Source organism: Brachybacterium sp. ACRRE (assembly GCF_022346485.1).
In the GTDB taxonomy this organism is placed as follows: domain Bacteria; phylum Actinomycetota; class Actinomycetes; order Actinomycetales; family Dermabacteraceae; genus Brachybacterium; species Brachybacterium halotolerans.
This window is the reverse complement of the sequence record NZ_JAKRMO010000032.1, coordinates 1-16,107: the sequence shown is the minus strand read 5'-3', so window position 1 is coordinate 16,107 and position 16,107 is coordinate 1. Positions and strand designations below refer to the sequence as shown.

Genomic DNA, 16,107 nt, shown 5'->3' with positions numbered 1-16,107 from the left:
CGAGCGTGGATCCCGATGAGGCGCGCCGCAAGGTCCTCGAGGAGCTCGCGCGCGGCGAGTACCACCGCGACCAGGGCTTCCTCCCCCGGCTCCTGGGGATGCTCGAGGACTGGCTGGACTCCCTGACCGGCGGCGCGGGCGGCGCCTCCACGGTGCTCATCGTCGTGCTCGCGGTCCTCGTCCTGCTCGTGGCGCTCTCGCTCCTCGCGGTGCTGCGCCGCAGCGGGCGCATGCGGCGCGACACCGCCCTCAGCGTCTCCTCGCGCCTGGACGCGGATCCCGTGCTCAGCGGGCAGGAGCTGCGCCGACGGGCCCGCGCCGCGGCCGACGAGCACCGCCCCGGCGATGCGGCGGTCCTGGGCATGCGCGCGCTCGTGCGCGACCTCCAGGAGCGCACCCTTCTCGACCTCGCCGAGGGCATGACCGCGCACGAGGCGGCCGACGAGGCCTCCCGGGCCTTCCCCGACGTGCGCACGCGCCTGCTGCGCGCCGCCCAGGTCTTCGACACCGCCGCCTACTCCCGTCATCAGGTCGACGCCAAGAGCGCCGAGGACGTGGTGCGCCTGGCCGAGTACCTCGCCGAGGCCGCCCCGCAGCTGCGGGAGACGGAGCCCGCATGACGGCCCCGACCACCTCCGCCGCCGCACCGGCCGCACCCGCCGCTCCCGAGCGGACCGGGCCGCGCGCCTCGACGCGCGTGCTCACGGTCGCGCTCGCCCTCGTGGTGCTCGCGGCGGTGCTCGCCGTCGCCCTGCGCGGCACCTTCCGCGACGGCCCCCTCGAACCCGCCGCGCCCACGCCCCAGGGCTCGAAGGCCGTGGCCCGCGTCCTCGAGCGCGAGGGCACGGACCTCGAGGTCCGCCGGTACACGACCGACGCCGCGCAGGCCCTCGCCGAGGGCCGCACGGTGCTGGTCACCGACCCCTCGGCGCTCGACGCCGCCCAGCTCGACCGCCTGGCCGAGGCGCGCGCGAGCGGCCACGGGCACCTGGTGCTCGTGCGCCCGAGCTTCTTCGTCCTCGCGCACCTGGCCCCGGACATCCGTCCCGCCGGGTCGCTGAAGGAGACCACGAGCCTGGGGGCCGACGACTCCTGCGCGGCGGCGTCCCTGCACGCCCGCGAGATCCGCGTGGGTCCCGCGGAGGACGTCGCGAAGAGCGCGACCCTCTACCGCGCGGGGGACGGCTTCGATGCGTGCTTCCGCCATGGCGACGGCGCGGCCGTGGTCACCGGGGAGGGCGTCACGGTGCTGGGCTCGGCGACGCTGCTGACCAACGCGGGAGTGGGGGACCTCGACAACGCGGCGGTCGCCCTGAACGCCCTCGGCGGGGACGACGGCGCCTCCGCCCTCACCTGGTACGTCCCCTCGCCCACGGACCCCCTCGCCGAGGAGCACCCCTCGCTCCTGGACCGGCTGCCGGACTTCGCGCTGCCGCTGGCGCTGTGGGCGTGCGCGATCATCCTCGCCGTCCTCCTCGCCCTCTCGCGACGGCTGGGCCCGGTGGTCGTCGAGCCCCTGCCCGTGAGCGTGCGCGCCCGCGAGCTGACCGTGGGCCGGGCCCACCTGCTGCATCGGGCCGATGCGCGCGACGCCGCGGCCCGCTCGCTGCAGGCGCGGACCGCCGTGCGTCTGGCCTCCCGGCTCGGCGTGCGCCGCGAGGGCCGCCTGGACGCGCTGATCGCGGCCCTCGCGCCCCACACCTCCCTCGCGCCCGAGCAGCTGCGGACGCTGCTGGGCCCCACCCCCGTGCGCAGCGACCAGGAGCTGCTGCGCCTGAGCGAAGACCTCGACGCCCTCGAGAAGGAGATCGACCGATGAGCGCAGTCCCCGATCAGCCGACGCCGCCCCCGCCCGAGAGCCCGCGCGAGCGTCTGCGCGCCCTGAGCGACGAGATCCACAAGGCGGTGGTGGGCCAGGACGCGGCCGTCACCAGCCTGGTGGTCGCGCTGCTGTGCCGCGGCCACGTGCTCCTCGAGGGCGTGCCGGGCGTCGCCAAGACCCTGCTGGTGCGCTCCCTCGCCGAGGCGCTCGACGTGGACATGCGCCGCGTCCAGTTCACGCCGGACATGATGCCGGGCGACGTCACCGGCTCCCTGGTCTACGACAACTCGACCTCGGACCTCGTCTTCCGCGAGGGCCCCGTGTTCACGAACCTGCTGCTGGCCGACGAGATCAACCGCACGCCCCCGAAGACCCAGTCGGCGCTGCTCGAGGCGATGGAGGAGCGGCAGGTGACGATCGACGGCCGGCCGCGCGCGCTCCCGGATCCGTTCATGGTGGTCGCCACGCAGAACCCCATCGAGTTCGACGGCACCTACGCCCTGCCCGAGGCGCAGCTGGACCGCTTCCTCCTCAAGGCCGTGCTGCCGCTGCCCGAGCGCGAGCAGGAGGTGGACGTGCTGCGCCGCCACGCGGAGGGCTTCGACACCCGGGACCTCGCCGCGGCGGGGCTGCGCACCGTCGCCGATCCCGCCTCCCTGCGCGCCGCCCAGGAGGAGGTGCGTCAGGTGCGCGCCGAGCAGAGCGTGCTCGAGTACGTGGTGGACGTGTGCCGCGCGACCCGGCGCTCCCCGAGCCTGTCCCTCGGCGTCTCCCCGCGCGGGGCGATCGCGCTGCTGCGCACGGCGAGCGCCTGGGCGTACCTCACCGGCCGCGACTTCGTGACGCCCGACGACGTGAAGACCATGGCCCCTGCGACCCTCTCCCACCGGGTGCGCCTGACCACCGAGGCCGAGCTCGAGGGCTCGCAGGTGCAGGCGGTGCTCGCCGCGACGCTGGCCGGCGTGCCGGTCCCCCGCTGAGGAGCCGGACGTGAGGGACCTGCCCGCCCTGAGGATGCGCGGCGCCCTGCTGGGCGTCGTCGGCGCGCTGCCGATCGTGCTCGTCCCGCACTGGGCGACCGTGCTCGTGTGCGCCCTCGTGTGGGTCGCGCTGCTGGTGCTCGACCTCCTGCTCACGCCCTCGCCCGGAACGCTGCCGGTGCGTCGCCGCTCCCCCGGGCAGGTGCGTCTCGGGGAGGAGGGCACGGGCCGCCTGCTGGTGACGAACCCCGGCGACCGCGGCGTCGACGTCCGCCTGCGCGACGCCTGGAACCCGACGGCCGGACTCGCCGACCAGCGCGCCGCGCTCACGATCCCCGCGCGGGAGCGCCGGGCCGTGGACCAGGTGTTCCGCCCGACCCGGCGCGGCCGGCACACGAGCCGCGCGCTCGTGCTCGCCGTGCGCGGCAGGCTGGGTCTGATCGAGCGCCGCGGGATGCGGCAGGTGCCCGGGGAGCTGCTGGCCCTGCACGCCTTCGGCTCGCGCCGCCACCTGCCCTCGCGCACGCGCCGCCTGCGGGAGATCGAGGGCCTCGCGGCCGTCCACCAGCGTGGCCAGGGCACGGAGTTCGACTCCCTGCGGGACTTCGTGGACGGCGACGACGTGCGCTCGATCGACTGGCGGGCGACCGCCCGCCGCCGCAGCGTCGTGGTGCGCACCTGGCGGCCCGAGCGCGACCGTCAGGTGCTGATCGTCGTGGACACCTCGCGGACGTCCGCGGGCCGGGTGGGCGACGCCCCGCGGCTGGACTCCGCGCTCGATGCCACGCTGCTGCTCACGGCGCTCGCCGCGCAGGCCGGGGACCGGGTGGACGTGCTGTGCGCCGACCGCGTCCCGCACGTGCAGGTGCACGGCGGCAACGCCCGCACGGTGCTGCACGACGTGGTCGCGGCGACCGCCCCGGTCGAGCCGGCCCTCGTCGAGACCGACTGGGAGATGGTGGCCTCGGAGATCCGCCGACGGGCCCGCCGCGGAGCCCTCGTCGTCCTGCTCACGCCGATCGAGCCGGGAGCGGCGGGCCAGGGGCTGCTCCCCGTCGCCTCCCGCATCGCCGCCGATCATCCGCTGATCGTCGGCTCCGCGGCGGACCCGGCGCTCACGAGCATGGCGCGCGAGCGCGGGAGCATCGGCGCGGTCTACCGGGCCGCGTCGGCCGAGCAGGAGACCATCGAGCGCGAGGGCACGGCACGTGCGCTCGAGCGCTGCGGGGCGCATGTCGTGGACGTCGTCCCCGACGACCTCCCCCAGGCGATCGCCGATCAGTACCTCGCCCTCAAGGCCGCCGGCCGGCTCTGAGCCGTTCGCCGTTCGCCGTTCGCCCGTCGCCGGTCGCCAGCGCCGCTCAGGCGGCGACGGCCACCTGATCCCCCACGACCTCCTCGGGGAGGTCGCCGGTGATCCCGGCGCGGGCGACCCGGCGCCCGCGGACGATCATCACCGCGAGGAACGCGGCCCAGGCGAGCACGCCGATGCCGATGCGCACGGCGGCGGGGAGGGAGCTGGGCGTCACGAAGGCCTCGATCAGCCCGGAGACCAGCAGCACGGCCACGAGCCCCACGCCCACGGTGATCATCGCGCGGGCCGCGCGGGCGAGCGCCCACGTGCGCGGCAGCGGCCCGGGGTGCACCCATGCCCAGAACAGGCGCAGACCGGCGCCGGCGCCCACGCAGATCGCCGTGAGCTCGAGCAGCCCGTGCGGCAGCAGGTACACCAGCAGCGTGCCCAGGTGGCCGTGCGCGGCGAGGACCCCGCCCGAGAGCCCGATGTTCAGCCCGTTGTTCAGCAGCATCCACGCCGGCCAGACGCCGGTCACGCCCAGCACGACCGACTGCAGGGCGATCCAGGCGTTGTTCGTCCACACGCTCGCCGCGAAGCCGCTGGCCTCGCCCTGGAAGTAGTAGCCGACGAAGTCGTGCTGGGCGAGCCGGCGCTGCTCGGCCTCGGTGAGCACGGCGGAGCGGGCCGACGGGTCCAGGCCGAACCACAGACCGGACACCAGCGCGGTCAGAAGCAGCAGCGCGGCGCATCCGGCGACCCACCAGCGGGCCTCGTGCAGGGCCGCGGGCAGGTCCTCCCAGAGCAGGTCGCGCACGCGCCGCCACAGAGGGACCCGCGCCCCGGTGATCCGCAGCCGCGCGCGCTGCAGCAGCACGGACAGGCGCGCGGTGAGCACCGGATCGGGGTTCGTCGAGCGCACCGTGGACAGGTGGGTCGCGGTGCGCCGGTACAGCGCGATCAGCTCGTCGATGCCCGCGGCGTCCAGATCGCGGGTGCGGGTGAGCACCGCGAGGCGGTCCCAGTCCTCGCGGTGCACGGCGATGAAGGCGTCGGTGTCCACCTCGCCAGCGTAGGCGAGGCGCGCGGAGCGCACGTGCGACGAAAGTCGAGGCGCCGCGGTGCGCTCGTCGACCACCGGGTGAGGCCGCTCGCGCGCGCCGATGGGAGACTGGACGCATGTCCACGGCAGCGGGTCCGACGAGCGGGAGCGCCCCGAGCGCCTCGCGCGATGCGATCGTCACCGGCGAGGCCGTCCACCTGGACCTGCGCCCCGCCTCCTTCGCGACCCGTCTGCTGTCCTATCTGATCGACGGCGCCGTCATGCTCGCCCTGAGCATCGGGTCGACGGTGGGCGTCGTCGCGCTCGCCTCCCGCACGGGGCTGGACTCCGGCTTCGTGCAGGCCGCCCTGGTCCTCGCGAGCGTGCTCGCCTTCCTCGGCTACCCGGTGCTCACCGAGCTGCTGATGGGCGGGCGCAGCCTGGGCCGTCTGGCGACGGGCACCCGCGTGGTGCGCGAGGACGGGGGCCCGGTGCATGCGCGCCAGAGCCTGCTGCGGGCCCTCATGGCGATGCTCGAGATCTGGTCGACGACGGGTGCGATCGCCCTGGTCACGGCGCTCGTCGACCGGCGCTCGCGGCGGCTCGGCGACATGCTCGCCGGCACCATGGTGATCCAGGAGCGCATGCGCGCCCCGCGTCCGGTGCGCGAGCGGATGCCCGAGGAGCTCAGCGCCTGGGCGGCGGGGGCCGACGTGGGCCGCCTGCCGCTGCCGCTGCTGCAGGACGTGCGCTCGTTCCTGCCCCGCGCGCACGCGCTGAATCCGGATTCGCGCCGCGAGATCGCCCGCGACCTGCTCCAGCGCACCGTGCCCTCGGTGACGCCCGCGCCGCCGCCCGGGACCGACCCCGAGATGTTCCTGCGGGCCGTGCTCGCCGAGCGCTCCCGACGCGACGAGGAGAAGCTGCGCGCCGCCGCGGAGCGCGAGCGCGAGCTCGCGGCCGATGTGCGTGCGGTGCCCTTCGCGCAGTAGCGTTCGCCGCGCTGCAGGGAGGGGCGCGCAGCGGTCAGTCGCGCCCGGCGATGAGCACGGGGATGCCGCCGCGGATGCGGTACTCGTGCCCCTGCTCGGTGCAGCGCAGCACGTCGGCCGTGCCGTCCTCCGCACCACGCTGCGAGACGGCGTCGGAGAGCTCCGCCCCGCACTGGGGGCAGCGCAGGACCCGGCGCAGCCACGCCGGCCCGTCGAATCCGGCCTCGCTGCTCATCGCGTCCCCGCCCCCGCTCTCGTCCTCGTGCGCCGAGTCGTCGCGCACCGTGTCGTCGCCCGTGCCCTCGTCGATCATCGCGAGCACCTCGTCGCGCACGGCGCGCATGGTCGCCTCGTCGGCCGCCTCGACGTTCAGCCGCAGCGCCTGCTGGGTGTTGGAGGAGCGCAGGGAGAACCACCACCGCTCCCCCTCCGCGCCCCAGTGCCGCACGGTCAGCCCGTCGAGCTCGTCGATCTCGACGCCCTCGCGCGGGGCGAAGGCCGCACGGACCGCCTCGCGCATCGCGGCGGCGGATGCGGGACGGCGATTGATCTCCCCGCTCGCGGCATAGGGCGTGTGCCCTGCGACCAGCGCGGACATGCTCGATCCGCTCTCCGCGAGCGCCGCGAGCACGTGCAGGGCCGCGAGCATGCCGGAGTCGGCGCGGAAGAACTCGCGGAAGTAGTAGTGGGCGGAGTGCTCGCCGCCGAACACGGCGTCCTCGCGCTCCATGATCGCCTTGATGAGCGAGTGCCCGACGGGAGTCACCAGGAAGCGCCCGCCCGCGGCCTCGACGGTCTCGGCGACGTGCCGGGAGGAGACGACGTTCGCGACCACCGTCGGGGACTCCTCGCCCCGGGTGCGCGCCCGGGCGATCTCCCGTGCGGCGATCAGCGCGGTCACGGCGGAGGGCGGCACCGGGGCGCCGGTCTCGTCGACCACGGTGCAGCGGTCCGCGTCGCCGTCGAAGGCGAGCCCCAGGTCTGCGTCCTCCTCGCGCACGCGCGCGGCCAGATCGGCGAGGTTCGCGGGATCCGTCGGATCGGCGGGATGGTGCGGGAACGAGCCGTCGAGCTCGAGGTGCAGACCGATCATCTCGACGCCGGGCAGGTGGGCGGCCACGGCGGGCATCGTCAGCCCCGCCATCCCGTTGCCGGCGTCGACGACCACCCTGAGCGCCCGCGTCCCCGGCACGGGGGCGAGCTCCAGCACGGTCGCGACGTAGTCCTCGAGGGTGTCGAGCTCCTGCAGACGGCCGCCGGGGATCTCGGGGATCTCCCCGGCGTCGAGCAGCTCCTCGGCGCGCACACGGAGGTCGTCGAGGCCGGTGTAGCGGCTGATGGGGCGCGCGCCGGGCAGGCACAGCTTGATGCCGTTGTCCTGCCCGGGGTTGTGGGAGGCGGTGATCATGGCGCCCGCCGCCCGGTAGAGGCCGGAGGCGCAGTACAGCTGGTCGGTCGCGCTCAGCCCGGCGAGGCCGACCGTGGCTCCGCGGCGCACCGCGCCCTCGGCGAAGGCGCGGGCGAGCTGCGGGGAGCTCAGCCGCATGTCGTGGCCGAGGATCAGGTCCTTGGCCTCGAGGCTGTCGGCGAACGCGGCGCCGAAGGCGCGCACGACGTCCTCGTCCAGGGTCGTCCCGGCGACGCCGCGCACGTCGTTGGCCAGGACGATCGGGCGCAGATCGTGATCAGTCATCGCTCGACCTCACCACGTGCAGGTGGCGCTCGGCGGGACGCGGCTCGGGGCGGCCGTTCGCGCGGGCGGCGTCGCGGTCGACGGGCGGGGCGCCGGCGGCGTCCTCCGTCTCGTGCGCGTCGAGCGCGGCGGCGAGTGCGACGAGGTCGTCGACGGCGTCGGCGCTGCCCGCGACCCGCAGCATGGTCCAGCCGCGCGGCGGCGTCATCCGCGACGCGTGCTCCTCGCAGAGGTCGTAGGCGTGGGGGTCGGCGGTGCGGGCGAGCGGTCCCACCACGAGCGTCGAGTCCTCGTACACGAAGGTCAGGGAGCTGACGGCGGGGCGGGTGCAGCCGGTCTTCGAGCAGTCGCGATGAGGCACGCCCTCGAGTGTACGCAGTGGGCGAGCCGGGCCGCGGCCCGCGACACGAGCGCGTTAGAGTGCGATGCATGACGGGTCAGCGAGTTCTCGGCGGCGCCTCGGGCCCGGTGGGCCGCTCGCGCGGACGGCGCCGTGACCGGCACGGACGCGGACTGCGCGGGGATCTGCTGCCGCCCCACCTGCCCGGTCATCTCTCCCGCCGCGAGCTCTTCGAGGACACCGTGCTCGACGCGGCCCGCGCGCTCGTGGAGCGATACCCGCGGCGCCTCGAGCATCTCGAGGTCGCGGTCGAGGAGGTCCCGCTGACGGATCCCGCGCCGTGGGAGGAGAGCGCCGTCGCGCTCGGCCGGGCGTTCCCCGCGGACCGCGACCACCCGCCGCGCGTGGTGCTGTTCCGTCGGCCGATCCAGACCCGCTGCTCCCTGCCCGGCGATCTCGAGCTGCTGGTCCGGCAGGTCCTGGCCGACCAGATCGCCTCCCTGCTGCACCTGGACCCCGAGGACGTGGACCCCGAGGCCTGGGGCGAGGACTGAAGCCCCTCAGTCCAGTCGCACCGTCGTCCCCGAGCCGCCGGTCGCGGCGGGGATGACGGGGACCGAGGTCAGCAGGGGCCCGGCCTTCGCGTTCGCCTCGGTCTGGATCCAGGCGGCGTGGACCGCATCGGGATCGTCGGGGACCACGACGAGCCCCGCGATGCCGCCCTTCGTGCCCGTGAGGTCTCCCGCGGGGACGTCGGTCGCGCTGTCGCCGGCGAGGTCGAGCTCGACGCTCTTCCCCGCGCCGCCGTCGGCCCCGACGGGGATGACGGTGACGTGGGTGTCGTCGGTCGCGGCCAGGGAGAGGGCGCCGTGGGCGCCGTCGGTCGGGAGGGCGACCACCCCGGAGTCGCGCAGCGCGGGTGCGGGCTGGGCGACGGCGAGGTCCGAGGGCTTCCCGATCGTCTTGCCGAGCTTCTTCTCGGACTGGACGTGCGAGCGGACCACGGCGCTCACCTTCTGGTCGGAGTCAGCGGTGATCGCGAGGTCCCCGTCGACGCCCTCGACGGGCACCGTGGTGACCGATCCCGCGGGCACGGTGACCTCGTCGCCCAGCCCGGGCACGTCCGCCGCGCCCTTGGCGTCCTGGGCGGCGAGCTGCACGTGCGCGTCCGCGCCGGACTCGTTCATCAGCACCACCTGGGCCTTCGTGCCCTTGCCGATGCGCACGCCGGGGATCACGGAGCTGCGGGAGGCCTCCGGGAGGTCGGAGAGGATCTCGCCTCCCAGCGGGGTGAGCCCGTCGCGCTCGGTGTCCTGGAGGGACATCGCCAGCGGCGCGCCGACGGTGCTCACGCTCACACCGATCACGTCCTGGTCGGGGACGATCGACTCGAGCAGCACGCGCTCCTCCTTGCCCGGGGCCACCACGACCTGGGAGCGGCCGCCCATGTCGGCGGGGCCGTCGGCCGTCCAGACCTGGATGGAGGCGGTCGCGGGCCGGTCGGTGGTGCTGCGCAGCAGCAGGGAGGCGCTCGCGCCGCTCGCGGTGGAGGCGCCGAGGAAGCTCGCCTGGGTGGAGGCGCCGGTGCAGCGGGTCGCGCTGAGGGAGCGGAAGTCGCCCGCGTCGGTCGTCGTGGTCTGCACGGCGTCCGCGACGACCTGCTGATCCTGCGATCCGCGCACCGTGACCTGCGGCCCGTTCGAGATCGAGGAGATGGTCTGGGCGCTCGCGCCCACGTCGCCCGTCGCGGTGTCGATGCCGAGGTCCTCGCCCGCGGCGTCGGCGGCGGTGATCGACGGCGCGAGCGGGTTGCCGTCCGCGTCCTGCCTCGTGCTGGAGGCGGCGACGCGGCCGAAGAGCAGCGAGGAGTCCGCATCCAGGCCCAGGCTGCGCACGCCCACGCGACCGTTCGGCCCGCTCGAGGAGAGCTTCTTGTCCCCCGTGCTCCCCTGCAGCTCCTTCGGGACCTGGACGGGCCCGGGGCAGACGAGCGCGGCGGCGCTCGGCGAGGCCGTGGTCTCGGCGCGCTCGACCGAGCGGTCCGGGGACCCGCCGGCCAGGGGGCCGACGAGCGCTCCGGCGCCGAGCACCAGGATCGGCACCACACTCGCGAGGGCCAGCGCGGGCCGCATCGATCGGGTCACAGGGCACCACTCTCCTGGCTCTCCTGCCAGGGCTCCTCGCCCCGACGGCGGCCGGGGCCGGCCCGCCAGGGCACGGCGACCACGGCGGTGATCAGCACGGTCAGCGCCAGCACGATCGCGAGCACCGGGCGCCAGGGGTCCTGGCGGTGGATCTCGAGGTGCCCCGAGGCGCCGGCGGGGACGGTGAAGCCCTGGGCCCAGCCGTCGACGGTGACGGGCGCGAGCGCCTCGCCGTCGAGCGTGGCCTCCCAGCCGCTCTCGCGGCGCTCCGAGAGCACCACGGTGCGCTCGCCCTGGGCTGCGGCCACCTCGCCCTCGGCGTCGATCACGCCGCTCGCGAGGGTGGTCTCGTCGTCGGCCGACGGGTTCTCCCCCGCCGGGCGGATCACGACGCGGGCTCCCGCATCGACGACGCGCCACATGCCGCCGCTGCTGCCCTCGGTGACCTTCTCGAGCTGCGGGGAGGAGTCGAGGGCATCCGTGAGGGCCGGCGCGTCCTGCGAGGACCCGGGCACGACGACGTAGCCGACGCCGAGGGTGCGCAGGCGCACGGGATCGCTCGCGGCGTCGGCCGTGAGCAGCTCGCCGGTGGCCTCGCGCAGCGCGGTCGAGGCGGGATCCTGGTCGACGGCGGCGCCCGAGCCCGCCGCGGCGAGGGTGCGCGCGGCGATGGTGCCGGAGCCCTGCTGGGCGGTGGGCCCGCCGTCCACGACGAGGTGGGCGTCGACCGATTCGTCGTCGCCCTGGGAGAGCACGAGGACGCGTCCGCGCGCCTCGGAGGTCCCGAGGTCGCTCGCGGCCTGCGGCACCTCGTCGCTCTGCGTGCGGTGCACCTGCAGCGCGTCGGGCAGGCTGAGGGTCCATCCGATCGTGGCGACGAGGCAGCAGGCGGCGACGAGACCGGCGATCGCGACGGTCGCCGCGCGGCGCGCGCCGGATTCGCGGCCGCTGCGGCGCGCCAGGGCGTCGCAGGTCGCCGCGCAGCCCACGAGGAGGGCGAGCAGGGCGAGGCTGAGCACGCCGCCGATCGGTGCGCTCAGCAGCTTCTCGTCACCGACCTCGGTGGGCACGGCGCGGGCCAGCAGGGCCGTCGCCATGGCGAGAGCGGCGAGCACGATCGCGAGCCGCCCCGCGCGGCCCGCGTCGGCCCGCTGGAAGGGGGCGAGCAGCGCGCCCAGCAGCACCGGAGCCATCAGCAGCACGGGCAGCGCGCCTGCCGCGGGCGCGCCGAGAAGCCCCTCGAGCGCCGTCCAGGAGGGTGCGGGCGCGGGCCACAGGGCGAGCAGCTCGAGCCCCGAGGGGGCCTCGGCGGAGGCGGGGACGCCGGCGACGTGCAGCAGCGCGGACGGGTGGGCGATGAAGACGCCGAGGTAGGGCAGCTGCAGGGCGAGCGAGGGCACCAGCACCCAGATGAGGCGCCGCCGCCTGCCCGGCACGAAGGGCGCGAGCAGGGCGAGGGCGAGGCCGACGAGGATCACGAGCACGGGCTGCACGGCGCCGATCACGAGCAGCACGAGCCCCGCGGCGGCGGCCGCGGAGACGCTGGCCTGGGAGACCTTGTGGACCAGCCCGATGGCGCGGCCCACCGCGAGGGCGAGCAGGGGCAGCAGCAGGTGGACGAGCACGAGCGGCCAGGCGCCGGATCCCAGGGAGGCGAGGAGGGGCGGGCCGACGGCCCAGGCCACGGCCAGGGCGAGGCGGGCGCCGACGGCGCGGGTGAGGGCGCCGGCGGCCCACCAGGCGCCCATCGCGGCCAGCGGCACCGCGAGGACGAGCAGCACGCCGAGCGCGCTCTCGGGCAGAGGGAGCGGGGCGATCAGGCGCAGGAGGGCGTCGCCCGGGCCGCGCGCGCCCAGTCCCCCGTCGCCGCCCGGGACCCAGCTCGACCAGGCGATCTGCGTGCGCTCCCGCCAGTCGTCCGCGAGGGTCTGCAGCTGCGGGCCCGCGAGGTGGCCGCGCGCGAGCAGCGGACGCGCGCCCACGATCCCGGCGACCAGCGCGAGCGCCGCGAGGATGATCGTCCACACGCCGTGCCGGCCGAAGTCCGCGTCGTCGGAGCCGTGGGTGGTGCCGGCGATCCCCCACGTGGTGCGGCGGATGCGGCGGGCGCGCTCGTCGTCCGCGAACAGGCGCGTCCAGATCGCCTCGAGGCGGCGGCGCAGCGCCTCGGTGCGCGGGAGGTACAGGGGCGCGAGCCGCCGCCGGGGCACGAGCGCCCTGCGGGAGGCCCGCGCACCGCGGGCGATGACGCCGGGAGCGCGCCGGTAGGCGGCAAGGGTCCCGCGGAGCTCGGCGAGGGCGAAGCGGGGCGACTGGGCGGCGACCTGCCCGAGCATCCGCGCCAGGGTCCCGAGCGGCATGCTCAGCAGAAGGGTGAGGACGACGCCCAGCAGCGGGCGGTGCTTGAGCAGCAGGAGCATCTGCCCGCGACGGTGCTCGCGCAGCAGGGCGGGGGCGGGAGCCTCGCGATGCGGGGTCAGCACGCGCGCGTCGGGAGCGACCTCGACGCGCTCCCCGCCGCGCCAGACCCTCTGGCCGAGGTCGATCTCGGCGAAGGGCGAGCCGAGCGCGGGGTCGGTGCCGCCGAGCCGGGCGAGGGTGCTCTCGCGCACGAGCAGGCCGGGAAGGGCGACGCCGAGCACGTCGTGGCGCCAGTCGGACTGCCCCTGGTCGATCTCGCCGGGCTCGACGCCGGTGACGATCCGGCCGCTGTGGGTGAGCGTGAGGCCCACGTCCACGAGCACGTCGGCGTCGTCGGCCGTCGGGCGAGAGGTGCTCTCGCCCGGGGTCTCGTCCGTGGCGTCGTCGTCCTCGCCGGACGCCGCGGGGCGCAGGCGCTTGGAGCCGATGAGGGCGGCCGTGGGCGAGGCCTCGGCGGCGTCCACGAGGGCGCGCAGGGAGGCGCGACCGGGCAGCGCGTCCTCGGTGAGCAGCCAGAACCAGCTCTCGGAGTCGGCGGAGGCGCGGCGCCTGCCCGCCGAGGGAGCGGCGATCGCCGCGCCGCCCTCGCGCAGGCGGGTCGGGATCTGCGCGGTCTCCTCGGCCTTGCGCACGAGTCCGCGCTCGTGCGCATCGCGGTCGATGGGGCGCATGTGACCGCCCGCGCGCGGGGCGGCCTCGGAGACGTCCCGCTGCTGGACGTTGGTGAGCACGCCGCTGGACAGGGACGTCATGATCTCCCGGACCGCGCTCGCGAGTCCCGCGCCGGCGGGGATCCGCAGCACCTCGTCGATCGCTCCCTCGTCGGCGAGCGCGGCGACCTGTGCCTCGCGCTCCTCGCCGAGCTGCCCGCGGGCGATCACCGCGACGCGATCGGCCGCCCTCTCCTGGGCGGAGAGAGCGGCGAGGGCGGTCGAGAGGGATTCGGGGTCGTCGCGTCCGCCGAGCAGGAGGACGGCGGTGACGTCGCGCGAGGTCACAGGCGGCGGGCCGGGTTCGCGGGGCCGGTCAGACGGCGCGGCGCTTGAGCTTGCGGCGCTCGCGCTCGGAGAGACCGCCCCAGATGCCGAAGCGCTCGTCGTTCTCGAGGGCGTACTCGAGGCACTCGGCGCGCACCTCGCAGGAGACGCACACCTTCTTCGCCTCGCGCGTGGACCCGCCCTTCTCGGGGAAGAAGGCCTCGGGGTCCGTCTGAGCGCACAGTGCGCGCTCCTGCCACGAGACCTCGGCCTCTTCGCCGTCGGCCACCAGCTGCAGGAGGGAGAATTCCTCCGACTGCGCATCATCCTCGTCGCGCGTGCGTTCCATCGGCACAGTTCCTTCCTCAGGGGGACGCTTCACGTCGTGAGGCCGCTCCATGGCGACCGACGGGGTTCGGGACGAGGCGGGGGGAGCCGCCGGGATACAGCCTAAAATACACCCGTGTAACTCGGCCCCGTCAAGCCGGTGCACGCCCGCGACCAGGAGATGCGATGACCACGACCCCTCCCGCCGAGCCCGTGGGGCCCGCCCAGCCGTCCGCTTCGTCCGGTCTCCGGGTGCTGCCGGTGGTCGGACTCGGCGAGGTCCGTGCGGGTGACGACGTCGCCGCGCTCCTGCTCGGCGCGCTCGAGGCCTCCGGGGTCGCCCTCTCCGACGACGACGTGCTGTGCGTGTCCACCAAGATCATCTCGAAGACCAGGGGTCTTGTCATCCCCGCGGAGGGCAAGCAGGAGGCGATCACGGAGCAGACCGTGCGCCTCGTCGCCCGCCGACGCCATGTGCGCACCACCACCTCGATCGTCGAGGTCCCGGCGGGTCCGGTGATGGCCGCCGCCGGCATCGACGGCTCGAACTCCCCCGGCGGCCTCCTGCTCCTGCCCGGGGACCCGGACACCGAGGCGGAGGAGCTGCGCGCGGCGCTCGTGCGCGCCACGGGCAGGCGCCTCGGTGTGGTCCTCTCGGACACCTCCTCGCGCATCTGGCGGGTGGGCGTCGGCGACATCGCGCTCGGCGCGGCGGGGCTGCGCGCGCTCGAGGACCTGCGCGGGAGCACCGATGCCGACGGCCGTCCCCTCCACGTCACCGTGCGCGCGCTGGCCGACGAGATCTCCGCGGCGGCGGACCTCGTCAAGGGCAAGGCCAGCGGTGTGCCGGCGGTCGTCGTCCGCGGCCTCGGAGGCGTCGTCGTCGATCCGGCCGACGCCGTCCCCGCGCGCGCCCTCAGCCGCACCGGGGAGGACGACTGGTTCCGCCGCCCGAGCCTCGAGTCCGTCTGGCAGGCCCTCGGCATCGCGGCCGAGGACGAGCCGGTCGCGGCGATGGACCCGGAGTCCGACGCTCTGCGCCTGCACCGGGCGATCGAGATCGCGCGCACTCCTGCACGGACGGCTCCCGCTCCGTCCCCCTCCACGCCCACCGCGCCCTTCCCCGCGCCGATCCTCGAGGACGAGGGACCCGGGCCGATGGGCCGGCTCGCGCTGGTGGTGCGCCCGCACGACGACCGGGGAGCGTCCTGGGCGGCCGCCGGCGAGTTCGCGGAGCGCCTGCGCACCGCGATCGGGGCCGAGTCCATCGCCCGCGACCTTCCCGTCGACGTGCGCATCGAGGGCCCCCGCGCGAGGATGGAGCCATGACCTCCGCCTCGTCCCCTCTCCCGCTCCCCTCCCTCCAGGCGCTGCTCTCCTCCCTCGAGGCGCTCGGCCCGCGGCCCGCCCTGGTCTGGTACGGGGAGCAGAGTCGGATCGAGCTCTCGGGACACGTGCTGGCGAACTGGGTGATCAAGACCGTGGGCCACCTCGACGCCGAGGTCATGCTCGAGCGCGACGACCTCGTGCTGCTCGACCTCCCGCCGCACTGGAAGCGGCTCGTGCTCGCCCTCGCCGCCTGGGGTCTGGGCGCACACGTCGCGATCGGCGACGGCGCGGGCGCCGATCCGGCGCTTCCCGCCGACGACGAGGTGCGCGTCCTGGTCACGGACCGACCCGGCTCCGCGGCGCGCGCCGACGACGCCGACGAGGTCCTCGCCCTGGACGCACGCTCCCTCTCGCTGAGCTTCGACGGCGAGCTGCCGCCGCTCGTCCACGACTGGGCCCAGGAGGTCCGTGCGCACCCGGATCACCTCTCGGTGCCGCTCGGACCCTGGGCGGGACCCGAGCCCTCGCCGCCGCCGGCCTCCCTCATCGAGGCCCCGGGATCCCGTCTCCTGGTCGCGGCCGACGGCCTCGCCGACCCGTCCGCCCTGCTCGCGGCACTGCTCGACGGCCGCGGGATCGTCGGCCCGGCGGAGTCGGTCACGCCGCACCAGGCGCAGCAGGAGGACGCGCGCGAGGCGTAGTCGCCTCCGCCCCCTCCGTCGCCGTCGGGGCCCGCCGTTCCCCCC

At 75.8% G+C, this 16,107-nt stretch carries 14 protein-coding genes; 8 read left to right on the top strand and 6 right to left on the bottom strand.

Features of this window, described 5'->3' with window-relative positions:
• The first annotated feature begins 5 nt into the window (after positions 1-5).
• From MHY49_RS19360 to MHY49_RS10660, 4 genes are read left to right on the top strand one after another with little or no spacing between them, the layout of a single operon-like run.
• Positions 6-620, top strand: a complete 615-nt coding sequence (locus MHY49_RS19360) for a DUF4129 domain-containing protein (protein ID WP_239203961.1) — start codon at positions 6-8, stop codon at positions 618-620.
• Positions 617-1,819: a DUF4350 domain-containing protein gene (locus MHY49_RS10670; protein ID WP_239203960.1), complete on the top strand. Its 1,203-nt coding sequence runs from the start codon at positions 617-619 to the stop codon at positions 1,817-1,819. The genes MHY49_RS19360 and MHY49_RS10670 overlap by 4 nt, the downstream gene beginning before the upstream one ends.
• Entirely contained in the window at positions 1,816-2,802 is a 987-nt protein-coding gene (locus MHY49_RS10665; protein WP_239203959.1) for a MoxR family ATPase, read from the top strand. Before MHY49_RS10670 ends, MHY49_RS10665 begins: the two co-directional genes overlap by 4 nt.
• 10 nt (positions 2,803-2,812) lie before the next feature.
• Entirely contained in the window at positions 2,813-4,117 is a 1,305-nt protein-coding gene (locus tag MHY49_RS10660) for a DUF58 domain-containing protein (RefSeq protein ID WP_370646109.1), read from the top strand.
• Between the two features lie 46 nt (positions 4,118-4,163).
• Here MHY49_RS10660 and MHY49_RS10655 read toward each other — a convergent pair whose 3' ends face one another.
• Complete coding sequence (locus MHY49_RS10655) at positions 4,164-5,159, bottom strand: stage II sporulation protein M (protein WP_239203958.1); 996 nt, start codon at positions 5,157-5,159, stop codon at positions 4,164-4,166.
• Positions 5,160-5,275: 116 nt separating this feature from the next.
• Between MHY49_RS10655 and MHY49_RS10650 the strand changes: the two genes are divergently transcribed.
• Positions 5,276-6,130, top strand: a complete 855-nt coding sequence (locus MHY49_RS10650; RefSeq protein ID WP_239203957.1) for an RDD family protein — start codon at positions 5,276-5,278, stop codon at positions 6,128-6,130.
• 34 nt (positions 6,131-6,164) lie between these two features.
• Here the strand turns inward: MHY49_RS10650 and MHY49_RS10645 are convergent, their stop codons facing one another.
• Together MHY49_RS10645 and MHY49_RS10640 are read right to left on the bottom strand one after the other, a co-directional pair.
• Entirely contained in the window at positions 6,165-7,823 is a 1,659-nt protein-coding gene (locus tag MHY49_RS10645) for a phosphomannomutase/phosphoglucomutase (RefSeq protein ID WP_239203956.1), read from the bottom strand.
• Positions 7,816-8,184: a DUF3499 family protein gene (locus MHY49_RS10640; RefSeq protein WP_228357932.1), complete on the bottom strand. Its 369-nt coding sequence runs from the start codon at positions 8,182-8,184 to the stop codon at positions 7,816-7,818. The genes MHY49_RS10645 and MHY49_RS10640 overlap by 8 nt, the downstream gene beginning before the upstream one ends.
• Before the next feature lie 68 nt (positions 8,185-8,252).
• On the opposite strand from MHY49_RS10640, the gene MHY49_RS10635 reads away from it, so the two are divergent.
• Positions 8,253-8,717 (top strand): metallopeptidase family protein, encoded by a 465-nt coding sequence (locus tag MHY49_RS10635; RefSeq protein WP_228357931.1) that lies wholly within the window; start codon positions 8,253-8,255, stop codon positions 8,715-8,717.
• A gap of 6 nt (positions 8,718-8,723) precedes the next feature.
• On the opposite strand, the gene MHY49_RS10630 is transcribed toward MHY49_RS10635, so the two are convergent.
• Genes MHY49_RS10630 through MHY49_RS10620 form a run of 3 tightly spaced genes read right to left on the bottom strand, consistent with a single transcriptional unit; the run spans position 8,724 to position 14,054 of the window.
• Positions 8,724-10,307, bottom strand: coding sequence for a DUF5719 family protein (locus MHY49_RS10630; RefSeq protein WP_239203955.1), 1,584 nt, complete (start codon positions 10,305-10,307; stop codon positions 8,724-8,726).
• Positions 10,304-13,726: a hypothetical protein gene (locus tag MHY49_RS10625; protein ID WP_239203954.1), complete on the bottom strand. Its 3,423-nt coding sequence runs from the start codon at positions 13,724-13,726 to the stop codon at positions 10,304-10,306. The genes MHY49_RS10630 and MHY49_RS10625 overlap by 4 nt, the downstream gene beginning before the upstream one ends.
• 28 nt (positions 13,727-13,754) lie before the next feature.
• Positions 13,755-14,054, bottom strand: a complete 300-nt coding sequence (locus tag MHY49_RS10620; protein ID WP_152354387.1) for a WhiB family transcriptional regulator — start codon at positions 14,052-14,054, stop codon at positions 13,755-13,757.
• Between the two features lie 164 nt (positions 14,055-14,218).
• On the opposite strand from MHY49_RS10620, the gene MHY49_RS10615 reads away from it, so the two are divergent.
• Both MHY49_RS10615 and MHY49_RS10610 read left to right on the top strand, forming a co-directional pair.
• Positions 14,219-15,361, top strand: a complete 1,143-nt coding sequence (locus MHY49_RS10615) for a coenzyme F420-0:L-glutamate ligase (protein ID WP_239203953.1) — start codon at positions 14,219-14,221, stop codon at positions 15,359-15,361.
• Positions 15,358-16,062: a TIGR03089 family protein gene (locus tag MHY49_RS10610; protein ID WP_239203952.1), complete on the top strand. Its 705-nt coding sequence runs from the start codon at positions 15,358-15,360 to the stop codon at positions 16,060-16,062. Before MHY49_RS10615 ends, MHY49_RS10610 begins: the two co-directional genes overlap by 4 nt.
• The last annotated feature ends 45 nt before the right edge of the window (positions 16,063-16,107 follow it).

Bases quoted from the DNA above. Each gene is read 5' to 3' on its own strand.
- MHY49_RS10665 (WP_239203959.1), top strand. From the start codon at position 1,816: ATGAGCGCAGTCCCCGATCAGCCGACGCCGCCCCCGCCCGAGAGCCCG.
- MHY49_RS10615 (WP_239203953.1), top strand. From the start codon at position 14,219: ATGACCACGACCCCTCCCGCCGAGCCCGTGGGGCCCGCCCAGCCGTCC.
- MHY49_RS10635 (WP_228357931.1), top strand. From the start codon at position 8,253: ATGACGGGTCAGCGAGTTCTCGGCGGCGCCTCGGGCCCGGTGGGCCGC.
- MHY49_RS10650 (WP_239203957.1), top strand. From the start codon at position 5,276: ATGTCCACGGCAGCGGGTCCGACGAGCGGGAGCGCCCCGAGCGCCTCG.
- MHY49_RS10620 (WP_152354387.1), bottom strand. From the start codon at position 14,054: ATGGAACGCACGCGCGACGAGGATGATGCGCAGTCGGAGGAATTCTCC.
- MHY49_RS10670 (WP_239203960.1), top strand. From the start codon at position 617: ATGACGGCCCCGACCACCTCCGCCGCCGCACCGGCCGCACCCGCCGCT.
- MHY49_RS10645 (WP_239203956.1), bottom strand. From the start codon at position 7,823: ATGACTGATCACGATCTGCGCCCGATCGTCCTGGCCAACGACGTGCGC.
- MHY49_RS10610 (WP_239203952.1), top strand. From the start codon at position 15,358: ATGACCTCCGCCTCGTCCCCTCTCCCGCTCCCCTCCCTCCAGGCGCTG.